The sequence below is a fragment of the Phycicoccus sp. genome (assembly GCF_035325325.1).
Lineage (GTDB): Bacteria > Actinomycetota > Actinomycetes > Actinomycetales > Dermatophilaceae > Phycicoccus.
Genome location: NZ_DAOLAC010000024.1, coordinates 1 through 12,399, shown reverse-complemented (window position 1 = coordinate 12,399; position 12,399 = coordinate 1). Strand labels below are relative to the sequence as shown.

The following is a 12,399-nucleotide window of genomic DNA, read 5'->3' as shown; positions in this document are numbered from 1 at the left end:
GCCCCCTCAGGACGAGGTGACCCCGGCAGGACGAGACGTCCCCGACGCGGCGGACGTGCGCCGGCGCCGAGCCTGCACCAGGGCGACCACCCCGCAGCCGACGAGCCCCGCGACGAGGAGGAACGGCGACGCGAGCACGAGGAGGAGCGGTGCGGTATCCGCCGGGGTCGGGCTGCAGCCGAACCCGATCCCCTCGCACTGGCCCCCCGCGTTGTGGTCGGGGAGCGTGACGTGCAGGAGCCCGGCGACGAGGGCCGGGAGCACCCACAGCAGACCGAGGACGACCAGGTACGGGCGGGCGGCGCGGAGCATCACCCCACCGTGCCACGGCCGTGGACGGCCCGCCTGAGCAGCGCTGCTCAGGTGCGCAGCCGGGCCCCGGCCCGCCGGATGGTCGCCACGGCGACGGCGTCGATGGAGTCGACGATGGTGGCGTCCTCGATGCCGAGCTCGCCGTGGAGCACGGACAGCTCCGTGCACCCGAGTGCGACCGCCTCCGCCCCCTTGACTCGCAGGTGCTCGACGAGCGCGTCGAACCGGCTGCGCGGCACCGGGTTCCCGGCCTTGACGCCGTCGTAGATGACTGACATCGTCTCGCGCTGCACCTCGGGGTCCGGGACCACCAGCTCGAGCCCGGCGCGCTCCGCGGACGCCGCGTAGGTGCCGGCCGACAGCGTGCCGTCGGTGGCGAGGACGCCCAGCCGGGTGAGTCCGGGCACGGCCGCCTGGGCCGCCCACACGGTCTCGTCGACGGTGTCGAGGACCTCGATGCCGACCGCTGCGCGCATCTGCTCGACCCACACGAGCGCGGTGTTGCACGGGATGGCGACGAACCGGGCCCCGGCCCGCTCGAGGGCCTGCACGTCGGCGACGAGGGCAGGCTCGGGCGACTCGTTCTCGCCGCGGAGGAAGCCGGTGCGGTCGGGGATCGAGCCGTGCTGCCAGACGATGAGGTCGACGTGGTCCTGGTCGCGGGCGGCGTCGGTCAGCTCGACGACCCGGCGCAGGTAGTGCACGGTCGCGGCCGGCCCGAGCCCGCCGAGGACGCCGCCGGGCTGGCCGTGCACCGGCACGTGGGTGCCGCTCATCGCCGGTCCACGAAGTGCTCGCGGAACTTGCGCACGTGGTTGAGGTGGTACAGCGCGTTGTAGACGCGGCGCTTGAGCGTCAGGTCCGGGGGGTAGACGTTGGGGTCGCTGGCCCGGCCGGTGCGCATCAGCTCGAGCGCCTTGTCGCGCAGCGCGTCGTCGAGGACGTACTTCTTGACGACGCTCTTCGGCACGAAGGCGAAGAGGTGCTCGCCGCGGGCGATGGTCAGGCCCTCCATCGGCTCGTGCCGCACCCAGTCGCGGACGTACCACTCGGTGACGTTGTACCCATTGGCCGTCACGTAGAAGTTGGAGCGGCCGAGCCGGACGTTGATCTCGAAGAACCGGTACGAGCCGTCGCGGTGGTCGTACTTGAGGTCGAAGTTCGAGAAGCCGACGTAGCCGATGTGCTCGAGGAACCGGCGGGCCTGCTCGATCACCTCGTCGGCCTCGGTCGTGATGATGACGCACGGGTTGCCGATGGCCAGCGGGTGGTGCTCCTCGAGGAGGACGTGGCCGAGCGACCCGAACCGGACCTTGCCCTGCTGGTCGGAGTAGCAGGTGAGCACCCGCATGTTCGTGTCGTCGCCGGGGATGAACTCCTGGAGCAGGAAGGTGCCGTCGTACGGGCTGGCCCGCACCCGGCGCAGGACCGTGGCGAGCTCGTCGGCGTCCTGGCAGATGAAGACCTTGTCGTTGCCCTCGAACGGCGCGTAGTGGTACTCCGAGCTGTCGGAGGGCTTGGCGACGACGGGGAACCCGAAGGGCAGGTCGGCCTCCTCGCCGGCGTCTCGCGACATGTCGACCACGACGGTGCGCGGGTGCGGCACGCCGACCTCGTCGAGGATCGCGTAGAACTCGTCCTTGCGGACGATCCGCCGCAGCAGGTCGATGTCGATGTACGGGATGGTGAACCACTGCGCGAGGTGCTCCTTGCGCTCGACGACCATCTCGACGTACCAGTCGCCGGTGGCCACGAGGAGGAGCTCGGGGCGACCCGCGCCGCCGTGCTCGCGCCCGACCCGTTCGAGGGCGGCGGCGAACACCTCGGGCTTCTCGAAGTCCTCGACGTAGACGTGGTCGCAGAGCGTCGAGAGGCCGACCGGCCCGCTCGTGCTCATGTTGACGACGAGGGGCCGGACGCCGTAGGCGGCGTGGAAGCTGCGCACGAGGGTGTACGCGGTGATGTCGCCACCGAGGATGACGGGCAGGAAGTCCGTGGCGGGGGTGGCGGGAGCGGCAGGGGGCACGCGGTCGGTCCTTCGCGGCAGGGGTCGGCTGGCTCGGCCCCCCATGATCCCCCATCCGCGGGGTCCGGCGGACACCCGGGGCGGCCCGTCAGTCCTCGTCGAGCCCGTTCTCGAGGCCGAGGGTGCCGTTGGGGCCGAACACGTCGTACAGGCGCGGGGCCCAGAGCAGCTGTGCGCGGGTCAGGCCCGGCGGTCCGATCCGGCGCAGCCGGCCGGGGGGTCGCTCCACCCCGGAGAGGCCGGTGGCGGGACGGCCGCGACGACGCCAGCGGACCGCGGTCCCCCGCAGCGGGGCCTTCGGGCGGGGAACGTGCACCCGCCCGCGCGAGGGGCCGCGGTCGCCGTACCAGGCGTCGAGGGCGTCGGCGGTCCGGCCCATGAGGTCCCAGACGGCCATCGGGTCGTCCGGCACCTCGTCCGGCGCGAGTCCGACGTGCTCGGCGACCAGCTCGCGACGCAGCCTGCGCGCGAACGCGTCCCGGGGCGCCGGTCCGTCGTCCTCCCGGTCGTCCTGGACCGCGACCGCGACCTCCGAGTCGTTGGTCCACGAGCGCCGGTTGAAGTTGTCCGACCCGATGCTCGCCCACCGGTCGTCGACGATGCAGACCTTCGAGTGGACGTAGACGGGGTACCCGGCGGGGCTGGTCAGTCCGTAGAGCGCGACCCGGTCGCCGCCGGCCTCGAGGAGGAGGTCCATGGCGAGCTTGCGGCCGTACAGCTGGGGCGGCAGGGAGACTGCGCCGTCGGTGTCCGGGACGATGGGGATGACGGCGATGAGGTGCAGGTCGGGAGCGCGCCGCAGCGCCTCGGCGAAGTGCCGGCCGACCTCCTCGGACCACAGGTACTGGTCCTCGAGGTAGATGAGCCGGCGCGCTCCTCGGGCCGCCTTGTCGTTGCCGAGGGCCACCGACCGCTCGCCCTCGGGCGCGAAGTCGAAGCCCTTGGCGAGCAGTTTGGGGTAGGTGCGCAGGACCTGCACCGCCTCGTGCCCGCCCTCGACGACCGGCGGGGGCGGCGCCTGCTCGGGCAGCGGGCGCGGATCGAGGTCCTCCCCCTGGAGGCGGCTCGAGGCGAAGCGCCCCGGGTTGGAGGTGAGCGGGGTCGAGTCGTCCCACCGCTCCCGGAACGTCGTCTCGACGTCGTGGACGGCCGGGCCGGTCACCGCGCAGTGGACGTCGTGCCACGCCGGCCGCGCGCCGAACACCTGAGGCATGGCGATCGGTTGCGGGTCACCCTCGTGCTCGGCGGTGTCGCGGCGGCTGTGGCACAGGTCGATCCCGCCGACGTAGGCGATGTCGCGGGACGGGTCGTCGGCGTGCCGGATGACGACCAGCTTCTGGTGGTGCGACCCACCCGGCGCGACCCGCATGTCGCGCAGGCACTGGCCGCCGGCCTCGTTGACCTCGATCCCGAGGAGGCGCGAGGCCTCGGAGTGGAAGCCGAACCGTCGCCAGTGCGAGCGCCACAGCAGGCCGCGCACCGTGACGCCGCGTCGGGCGGCCGCGGTCAGGGTGGCGCTGAGGGTCTCGGCGGGGTCGTCGGTCAGCTGCTCGTCGGGGTCGCCGCGCCAGTCGGCGAAGAGGACGAGGTCCCCGGGGCCGGTGGCGCTGATCCGTTCGTGCAGCTCGGCGAAGTACGGGGCCCCGTGGACGATCGGCCGCACGGTGTTGCCGGTGCTCCAGGCCACCCCGTCGGGGTGTCGGGCATCGACGCGGGTGTGTGGGTTGCGGCGCTCCTCGGGCAGGAGGAAGTGGTCGGAGAGCATCGAGGGACATCCTGCCGAAACCGGTGAGTCCGCGGGGGGCCGAACGGACGTCCGTTTCCCGGACGCGGCACAGGGCATCGGACGGCGTGCCTACGATGCGGCCCATGGGAGGAATGCGGGTGGTCCTCGCCGAGGACAGCGCCCTCCTGCGGCAGGGGCTCGTCGCGCTGCTCACCGAGCACGAGGCCGTGTCGGACGTGGTCGAGGCGGCCGACCTCGACGAGCTCGTGGCCGCCGTCGAGCGCGAGCGCCCCGACGTCGTGCTCGCGGACATCCGGATGCCCCCGACGCACACCGACGAGGGCATCCGGGCGGCCGAGCACTTCCGTTCCAGCGCACCGGGTCTCGGCGTCGTCGTGCTCTCCCAGCACGCGGACGCCGAGCGCGCCCTCGCCCTCGTCGCCGGGGGCAGCCGTGGCCGCGGCTACCTCCTCAAGGAACGGGTCTCCGACGTCGAGCAGCTCGTGGCGGCGCTCCACGCCGTCCGTCGCGGCGAGAGCGTCATCGACCCGCTCGTCGTCGACGCGCTGATGCAGCACCGGATGCGCTTCGAGGAGGGGCCGGTCGCCCGCCTCACCGCCCGCGAGCGCGAGGTCCTCGGCCTCATCGCCACCGGCGCCTCCAACTCGGCGATCGCCGCGCGGCTGCACGTCACCTCGCGGGCGGTCGAGAAGCACATCAACTCGATCTTCAGCAAGCTCGACCTCCCGGAGGGCGAGGCCTCGCACCGCCGGGTCAAGGCCGTGCTCCTCTACCTCGCCGACAGCGGCGCGCCCGGCCGGACCGCGCACCGCGGCCGGGGCTGACCGGTGCCCCTCCCCCGGCTGCCCGGCTGGGTCCGCGGACCCGAGCCCGAGGGCTCGATGGCGTCCCGGGTGCGGGCCTACCTCGTCCTCAACCTCGTCGCCATCTGGCTGGCCGTCGTCCTGCTCGTCGGTCTCGACCGCTGGATCGGCCCGTCCACCTCGCTGCGCTGGAACCTCCTGGCCCTCGTCGTCGCCGGCCTCGCCTACTTCGGCGCACTGGGCCTCGGGCGGCGGGGGCGCACCCGCCCGGCGGCGGCCGTCGCCATCGGCTCGACCTGGCTGGTCGCGTTCTCGCTCGTGTGGGCCACCCCGTTCACCACCCCGGTCAGCCTGCTCGTCCTCCACGTCCCGTCACTCATCCTCATCGACACCTTCCGGTCGCGGGCGCGGGCGATCGTGCTCGGCACGACCGTCGCCCTCACCGGCATCGTCGCCGCGACCGGCGAGTGGCGGCGCACCGCCTGGGTGATGGACCACCCCGACCTGCCGGCGACGCCGCTGCTCGTCGGGGGCTTCACCCTCCTCGTCGCCGCGGTGCTCGTCCTCGGCATCCGCGACTCCGTGGCACGGGTCACGCGCGGCCGGCGCGAGCTCTCGGAGTCGCGGGCGCGGCTCGCCGGGGCCTCGTTCGAGGCGCGCCGCTCGATCGAGCGCGACCTGCACGACGGTGCGCAGCAGCGGCTCGCGACCCTCGCCGTCGACATCGGCCGGCTCAACCGGGCGCTCGAGACCGACCCCGCGCGAGCCCGGGACATCGCGCACGGCCTCTCCGACCAGCTCTCCCTGGCCATCCGCGACCTGCGCGACCTCGCGCACGGCATCTACCCGCCGATCCTCGCCGAGCGGGGGCTCGCCGGGGCCCTGCCCGCGGCCGCGCGGCGCACCGCGCTGCCCTGCGTCGTCGAGGTCGACGAGCTGACCGGGCGTCACACCCCGGAGGTCGAGGCCGCCGTCTACTTCTGCTGCCTCGAGGCGATGCACAACGCCGACCGCCACTCGGGGGGCACCCTCATCCGGGTCGTCGCCTCGGACCGCGACGGCCTGCGCTTCTCGGTGGCCGACGACGGCACCGGCTTCGACGTCGGCGCGCAGCGGGGCGCCCACGGGCTCACCGGGATGCGTGACCGCCTGCAGTCGGCGGGAGGACGTCTGGACGTCCGGTCCACCCCCGGGGACGGCACCACCGTCGAGGGTGTCTTCGCCGACGTCGAGGACACCGACTGACCGGCTCCCCCGTCCGGGGAGCGGCCCCGGCCGCCCCTCGCGACGATGGTGGTGCCAGCACCACCGTGAGGTCGGGGGCGGGCGCTACCGACCGGGGCGTCCCGACGAGGAATGCTTGCCGCAGTGACCGTCGCAGGGGACGGTCCACACCACGGGCGAGCGCATGCGCCCCGTGACCCGCGGTGGGCCCCCGATGCCGAGAGTGTCGTGGGGCCCACCTGCGCGTCGGTCCCCCGCCGGGCGTCGGGCCGTCGCCCTCAGATCGCCAGCAGCGCGATGACCACCGCGAAGACCAGGGGCACGCCGAAGACGAGGTCGAGCACGTGGAAGGGCACCCAGTGCAGGTGGGTCACCTTCCAGCCGTAGTCGGCCTCGGGCCACTCCGGGGGCACCCACCGCCGGGCGCGGTAGAGCCGTTGGCCGACGAGGAGCACCGCGTAGAGGACGACCGCGACCCACCAGCCGTCGAGCAGGCCGCTGGTCTCCCTCATCCGCGCACCGTGCTCACGCCTGGCCGATCGACCCCAGCAGCTCGGTGAACCACGCGACCTGCGGGTCGAACGCCTTGCCACCGCGGATCCGCGGGAACTCGACCGGGCGCAGCTCGTCGCCCCGCTCCTCGTCGTGCCCGATGACGCCGGGCTCGCCACGGAGCGCGGCGTCGACGGCGAGGTCGGTGCACTCCTTGATGAGCGCGAGGTCGCGGTCGTTGGCCGGCGCCGAGCGGGAGAAGTACCCGGACTTCTGGACCATCGTCTTCTCGGCCCCGAGCACCTCGGCGAACTGCTTGGCGAACCACGCCCCGGGGTTGACCTTGTCGAGCTGGACGTGGCCGAACGGGTCCTTGGGGACATCCTGGCCGGAGGCCTCGAGCTCGGCGACGACCTCCTCGACGCCGGCGCCCTCGGACAGGAAGATGTTGACGCAGCCGACCTCGTCCATCGTGGCCCGCAGGCGCTCGCCCTCGGCCTTGATGTCGATGTGCCGCTCGGGGACGAAGACGGCGTGGACGTCCCAGGCGCGCGGGTCGTTGCCGATGGCCGGGACGAACTCCTGCTCGCCGACCCAGCGGTGGTACTCGGCGGCCGTGGCGGCGGTCAGCCAGCCGCAGTGCCGCCCCATCACCTCGTGGACGATGAGCATCCGCGGGTTGGAGGAGTGCTCGGCGATGATGTTCTGCGCGAAGCGGCTGCCCTGCTCGGCCGCCGTCCACGCACCGAGGCTCTGGCGGATCGGGACGATGTCGTTGTCGATCGTCTTCGGCAGGCCGACGACGGTCAGCTCGTAGCCGTTCTCGTGGAGGTAGGCGGCGAGGTCGGCGGCCGTCGTGTTCGTGTCGTCGCCCCCGATGGTGTGCAGGACGTCCACGCCGTCCGCCGTCAGCTGCTCGGCGGCGACGTGCAGCGGGTCCTGGCCCTCGCGGACGAGGCCGCGTCGGACGCAGTCGGCGACGTTGGTCAGCTTCACCCGGCTGTTGCCGATCGGGCTGCCGCCGAACCGGTGCAGCAGGTGCGCCTTCTCGCGCACCTCGGGCGTCACCTCGACGTACTCGCCCTTGAGGAGGCCGGTGTAGCCGCCGGTGTAGGCGATGATCCGCACGTCGGGCGCGACCTCGGTGTACCGCTCGATGAGGCCGCCGACGGCGGAGGAGAGGCACGGGGCCAGGCCTCCGGCGGTGAGCATGGCGACGGTCCGGACGGTCATGGTGCGGGCTCCTTCGGGCGGCGGGTGCGTCGGACCCATTCTGGCAAGGTCGGGGCCCCGAGCGTGAGCCCGGCCACGATGGGGACGCGGGCTACGCCGCGTCGATCTTCGCGACGAGCCTGGTGAGCATCGTGACGTTGCGGCTCGTGCTGCTCAGCGGGCCGAGGACCTTCTCCCAGTCGCGTCGCGTCAGCCGGGAGTCGGTCGACTTCCCGCGCATGTGCCAGTGCACGTCGGCGCCGTGGACCTCCAGCGTCTCGAAGTCGTTCGAGAGGGCCTCGAGGGCCTTCGCGTCGCCCGGAGCGGGCGCTTCCTTGAGGAAGGTGACGAAGTGGGTGTCGCCGGGGGCGAGGGTGAACGGTTCGGCGTCGAGGACCTGCCGCAGCTGGGCGGCCGTCCGGACGAAGGTCGTGCACTCGAAGCCGAACTCGGCCTCCAGCGCCTTCTCCATCGCGGCCTCGACCGCGCCCCGAGCCCCCGTCGTGTCGAAGACGACGTTGCCGCTGTTGACGTACGTCCACACGTCGGCGTACCCGAGCTCCTCGCAGACCGCGGCGAGCCGGCCCATCGGCACCCGCCGCCTGCCGAGGTTCACCGCACGGAGGAAACCGACCCGGAGGCTCATGCAGCCTCACTGTAGAGCGCGCCTCCGCGCCGTGCGGGTCAGAGCGTGTCGGCGACGAGCTCGGCGGTCTGGAGCATGTTGAGGGCCGCACCCTTGCGCAGGTTGTCGCCGCTGATGAAGAGGTCGAGGGTCGTCGGCGCGTCCGGAGCCTGACGGATGCGGCCGACGAACCGGGGGTCGGCCCCGACGACGTCGTTCGGGGTCGGGAACTCGGGCTCGTCCGGGTCGTCGAGGACGACGACGGCCGGCGCCTCGACGAGCGCCTGGCGGGCGTCCTCGACGGTGATCCGTCGGCCGAAGGACGCGTGGAGGGTCACCGAGTGCGACGACACGACCGGCACCCGCACACAGGTCGCCGACACGGGCAGGTGCGGGAGGTCGAGGATCTTGCGCGTCTCGTCGCGGACCTTGAGCTCCTCCGAGGTCCAGCCGTCGCCGACGTGGTGCCCGACGAAGGGAACCACGTTGAGCGCCAACGGTGCCGGGAACGGCGAGTCCGTCCCGAGCTCGTGCTCGACGAGCCGGCGCACGTCGCCGGGGCGGGTGCCGAGCTCGCGGTCGCCGTGCACGACGTCGAGCTCGTCGCGCAGCCGGGTCATCCCGGCGCGGCCGAGGCCGGACGCGGCCTGGAAGGTGGTGACGACGAGCCCGGTCAGCTCCCATCCGCCGTGCAGGACGGCGAGGACGTCGATCATCGTCATCACCGTGGCGCCCGGGTTGGCGATGATGCCGCGCGGGCGGTCCGCGACACGGCGCGGGTTGACCTCCGGGACGACGAGCGGGACGTCTGCCTCGGTGCGGAAGACGGTGCTGTTGTCGATGGCCACGACCCCCCGGGCGGCCGCGAGCTCGACCCACTCGCCGGCGATGCTCGGCGGGATGTCGAAGATCGCGACGTCGAGGTCGTCGAAGAACTCGGGCGTGACCGCCTCGACGGTCAGCTCCTCGTCGCCGACCCTGAGGGTGCTGCCGACGTCCTCGGAGCCGGCCGCGATGCGCAGCTCGCCCCAGAGGTGGCGGCGCATCGGGAGGACCTGGAGCACGACGCGGCCGACGGCCCCCGTGCCGCCGACGACCCCGAGCGTGGGGCGCCGGTCGCTGCGGTGCTCGGTGGAGGGCGCCACGTCAGCGGCCGGTGCCCCCGTAGACGACGGCCTCACCCTCGGAGGAGTCGAGGCCGAAGGCGGTGTGCACCGCGCGGACGGCGTCGTCGAGCAGCTCGTCGCGGGTGACCACCGAGATCCGGATCTCCGAGGTGGAGATCATCTCGATGTTGACGCCGGCCGCCGCGAGCGCGCTGAAGAAGGTGGCGCTGACGCCCGGGTTGGAGCGCATCCCCGCCCCGACGAGGCTCAGCTTGCCGATCTGGTCGTCGTACTGCAGCTGGGTGAAGCCCACCTCGGCCTGCACCTTCTGCAGCGCCGCGACCGCGGTGGCGCCGTCGGTCTTCGGCAGCGTGAACGAGATGTCGGTGAGGCCGGTCTCCACCGCGGAGACGTTCTGCACGATCATGTCGATGTTGATCTCGGCGGCGGCCACGGCCTCGAAGATGCGGGCGGCCATGCCGGTGCGGTCGGGGACGCCGACGACGGTGACCTTGGCCTCGCTGCGGTCGTGGGCGACGCCGGCGATGATCGGGGCTTCCACGGTGACTCCTTCGGGGGCGGGCTGGTCGGTGACGACGGTGCCGGTCTTCTGCGAGAACGAGGACCGGACGTGGATCGGGATGTCGAAGCGCCGGGCGTACTCGACGCTGCGCAGGTGGAGCACCTTCGAGCCGGAGGCGGCGAGCTCGAGCATCTCCTCGTTGGTGATGCGGTCGAGCTTGCGGGCGCTCGGCACGATGCGCGGGTCGGCGGTGAACACGCCGTCGACGTCGGTGTAGATCTCGCACACGTCCGCCCCGAGGGCCGCGGCCAGCGCGACGGCCGTCGTGTCGGTGCCACCGCGGCCGAGCGTGGTGATCTCCTTGGTGTCCTGGCTGACGCCCTGGAAGCCGGCGACGATGACCACGTGGCCCTTGCCGAGCGCCTCGGTGATCCGGCCGGGGGTGACGTCGATGATCTTCGCCTTGCCGTGCGTGCCGTCGGTGATGACGCCGGCCTGGCTGCCGGTGAAGCTGCGGGCGCTGTGGCCGAGGTCGGTGATGGCCATCGCGACGAGGGCCATCGAGATGCGCTCGCCGGCGGTCATGAGCATGTCGAGCTCGCGCGGCGGCGGCAGCGGGCTGACCTCCTGGGCCAGGTCGAGCAGCTCGTCGGTCGTGTCCCCCATCGCCGAGACGGCGACGACGACGTCGTTGCCGGCCTTCTTCGTCTCCGAGATGCGCCGCGCGACGCGCTTGATGCTCTCGGCGTCGGCGAGCGAGGAGCCGCCGTACTTCTGGACGACGATGGGCACGGTGCTACTCCCGGGTCGTGGCGCTGCGTGGTCGCCCCACTCTAACGACGCGTCCACGGACCGGACCCGCTGCCCACATCCCGGGAACTCCCCGGGTGGCGGCGCACCGGTCGAGCACCGTGTCGGGCTCGTGGTGGGCGACCCGAACCTCCCGCTCGGCGCGCAGTCCGCGTAGCGTCGGCCCATGGCCATCGTCATCGTCGGAGCAGGCCTCGCCGGCGCCACCGCGGCGACCGAGCTGAGGGAGCAGGGCTACGAGGGAGAGGTCGTCCTCGTCGGCGCGGAGGAGCACCCGCCGTACGAGCGACCACCGCTGTCCAAGGCCTACCTCCTCGGCGACGACCCCTTCGAGAAGGCCCTCGTCCACCCCGCCGAGTGGTACGCCGAGCACGACGTCGACCTGCGCCTCGGGGTCACGGCCACGGGCCTCGACACCGACGCGCACGTCCTCACGACGAGCGACGGCGACCTCACCTACGAGCGGCTGCTGCTCGCCACCGGCGCCGAGCCGCGGGTCCTCGACGTCGCCGAGGACGCCGGCGTGCCGGTCGCCTACCTGCGCACCAAGGACGACTCGGACCGGCTGCGCGCGGCGTTCGGGAAGGGCAGGCGGGTCGTCGTCGTCGGCGGCGGCTGGATCGGGCTCGAGGTCGCCGCCGCGGCCCGCTCGCACGGCTCCGATGTCACCCTCTTCGAGATGGAGGACCTGCCGCTGCTGCGGGTCCTCGGCCCCACGGTCGCCGAGGTGTTCGCCGAGCTGCACCGCGAGCACGGTGTCGACCTGCGGCTCGGCACCGAGGTCTCGGTGGAGGACCTCGAGGGCGCGGACCTCGTCGTCGCCGGCATCGGGGTGCGCCCGCGCGTCGAGCTCGCGCACGCCGGCGGCCTCGACGTCGACAACGGCGTGCTCGTCGACTCGCGGCTGCGCTCGTCCGTGCCGTCGGTCCTCGCCGTCGGCGACATCGCCAACCACGCCCACCCGCGCCTCGGCCGCCGCATCCGGGTCGAGCACTGGGACACCGCGATCAAGCAGGCCAAGGTCGCCGCGCACAACCTCGCCGGCGGCGACGAGGAGTACGAGGAGATGCCCTACTTCTTCACCGACCAGTACGACCTCGGGATGGAGTACGTCGGCACCGCGAGCGCCGAGGACGAGGTGGTCGTCCACGGCAGCCTCGAGGACCGCGAGTTCCGCGCCTTCTGGCTGCGCGACGGCGACGTCGTCGCGGCGATGCACGTCAACGACTGGGACGCCGGCGACGTCATCAAGGAGGCCGTCGAGTCCGGCGAGCTGCCCGAGGAGGACGAGGACGACTGACCGGCTCGCCTCAGCTTTCCCGCCTGGCGCCCCGAACCCCGGGGTCGGCACGGAACCTTTCGGGTGCGACGCCCGGGCTTCCCTTGCGAAGGCCAGCGGCCGCCCGCATCGCTGCCGGTGAACCTGCGCTCGGTCGCTCCAGGAGGTCCATCAAGTGCCCCCTTCCGGCTCCCTTCTGTTGTCAACCGGCGGTTTTGAGTGGTGTCTTCACAGTGGTCG

At 72.8% G+C, this 12,399-nt stretch carries 12 protein-coding genes; 3 read left to right on the top strand and 9 right to left on the bottom strand.

Annotated elements, in window-relative coordinates:
- Positions 1-6: 6 nt before the first annotated feature.
- The 4 genes from PKA89_RS13725 to PKA89_RS13710 all read right to left on the bottom strand — a co-directional run bounded on the left by PKA89_RS13725 (position 7) and on the right by PKA89_RS13710 (position 4,103).
- On the bottom strand, positions 7-312 hold the full coding sequence (locus PKA89_RS13725) for a hypothetical protein (protein ID WP_324420371.1): 306 nt from the start codon (positions 310-312) through the stop codon (positions 7-9).
- 47 nt (positions 313-359) lie between these two features.
- The gene (locus tag PKA89_RS13720; protein ID WP_324420369.1) at positions 360-1,088 is read right to left on the bottom strand and encodes an amino acid racemase; all 729 of its coding nucleotides are present in this window, start codon (positions 1,086-1,088) and stop codon (positions 360-362) included.
- On the bottom strand, positions 1,085-2,338 hold the full coding sequence (locus tag PKA89_RS13715) for a carboxylate--amine ligase (protein ID WP_324420367.1): 1,254 nt from the start codon (positions 2,336-2,338) through the stop codon (positions 1,085-1,087). Before PKA89_RS13715 ends, PKA89_RS13720 begins: the two co-directional genes overlap by 4 nt.
- A gap of 88 nt (positions 2,339-2,426) precedes the next feature.
- Positions 2,427-4,103, bottom strand: coding sequence for a phospholipase D family protein (locus PKA89_RS13710; RefSeq protein ID WP_324420365.1), 1,677 nt, complete (start codon positions 4,101-4,103; stop codon positions 2,427-2,429).
- Positions 4,104-4,216: 113 nt separating this feature from the next.
- On the opposite strand from PKA89_RS13710, the gene PKA89_RS13705 reads away from it, so the two are divergent.
- Both PKA89_RS13705 and PKA89_RS13700 read left to right on the top strand, forming a co-directional pair.
- Positions 4,217-4,909, top strand: a complete 693-nt coding sequence (locus PKA89_RS13705; RefSeq protein WP_324420446.1) for a response regulator transcription factor — start codon at positions 4,217-4,219, stop codon at positions 4,907-4,909.
- A gap of 3 nt (positions 4,910-4,912) precedes the next feature.
- Complete coding sequence (locus PKA89_RS13700) at positions 4,913-6,133, top strand: histidine kinase (RefSeq protein WP_324420363.1); 1,221 nt, start codon at positions 4,913-4,915, stop codon at positions 6,131-6,133.
- 257 nt (positions 6,134-6,390) lie between these two features.
- On the opposite strand, the gene PKA89_RS13695 is transcribed toward PKA89_RS13700, so the two are convergent.
- From PKA89_RS13695 to PKA89_RS13675, 5 genes are all read right to left on the bottom strand, one after another.
- A complete protein-coding gene (locus PKA89_RS13695) occupies positions 6,391-6,624 on the bottom strand; it encodes a hypothetical protein (protein WP_324420362.1) in 234 nt (77 codons plus the stop codon).
- A gap of 13 nt (positions 6,625-6,637) precedes the next feature.
- A complete protein-coding gene (locus PKA89_RS13690) occupies positions 6,638-7,837 on the bottom strand; it encodes a pyrophosphate--fructose-6-phosphate 1-phosphotransferase (protein ID WP_324420360.1) in 1,200 nt (399 codons plus the stop codon).
- Positions 7,838-7,928: 91 nt separating this feature from the next.
- A complete protein-coding gene (locus PKA89_RS13685; RefSeq protein ID WP_324420358.1) occupies positions 7,929-8,462 on the bottom strand; it encodes a DUF1697 domain-containing protein in 534 nt (177 codons plus the stop codon).
- A gap of 38 nt (positions 8,463-8,500) precedes the next feature.
- Entirely contained in the window at positions 8,501-9,586 is a 1,086-nt protein-coding gene (locus PKA89_RS13680; RefSeq protein WP_324420356.1) for an aspartate-semialdehyde dehydrogenase, read from the bottom strand.
- 1 nt (position 9,587) lies between these two features.
- Complete coding sequence (locus tag PKA89_RS13675) at positions 9,588-10,862, bottom strand: aspartate kinase (RefSeq protein WP_324420354.1); 1,275 nt, start codon at positions 10,860-10,862, stop codon at positions 9,588-9,590.
- 184 nt (positions 10,863-11,046) lie between these two features.
- Here PKA89_RS13675 and PKA89_RS13670 point away from each other — a divergent pair, with 184 nt between their 5' ends.
- Positions 11,047-12,180 carry an FAD-dependent oxidoreductase gene (locus PKA89_RS13670; RefSeq protein WP_324420352.1) on the top strand — a complete coding sequence of 378 codons (1,134 nt, stop codon included), beginning with the start codon at positions 11,047-11,049 and terminating at the stop codon, positions 12,178-12,180.
- The last annotated feature ends 219 nt before the right edge of the window (positions 12,181-12,399 follow it).

Coding starts and splice junctions, on each gene's coding strand:
- PKA89_RS13725 (WP_324420371.1), bottom strand. CDS start 312: ATGCTCCGCGCCGCCCGCCCGTACCTGGTCGTCCTCGGTCTGCTGTGG.
- PKA89_RS13720 (WP_324420369.1), bottom strand. CDS start 1,088: ATGAGCGGCACCCACGTGCCGGTGCACGGCCAGCCCGGCGGCGTCCTC.
- PKA89_RS13710 (WP_324420365.1), bottom strand. CDS start 4,103: ATGCTCTCCGACCACTTCCTCCTGCCCGAGGAGCGCCGCAACCCACAC.
- PKA89_RS13705 (WP_324420446.1), top strand. CDS start 4,217: ATGCGGGTGGTCCTCGCCGAGGACAGCGCCCTCCTGCGGCAGGGGCTC.
- PKA89_RS13695 (WP_324420362.1), bottom strand. CDS start 6,624: ATGAGGGAGACCAGCGGCCTGCTCGACGGCTGGTGGGTCGCGGTCGTC.
- PKA89_RS13690 (WP_324420360.1), bottom strand. CDS start 7,837: ATGACCGTCCGGACCGTCGCCATGCTCACCGCCGGAGGCCTGGCCCCG.
- PKA89_RS13685 (WP_324420358.1), bottom strand. CDS start 8,462: ATGAGCCTCCGGGTCGGTTTCCTCCGTGCGGTGAACCTCGGCAGGCGG.
- PKA89_RS13670 (WP_324420352.1), top strand. CDS start 11,047: ATGGCCATCGTCATCGTCGGAGCAGGCCTCGCCGGCGCCACCGCGGCG.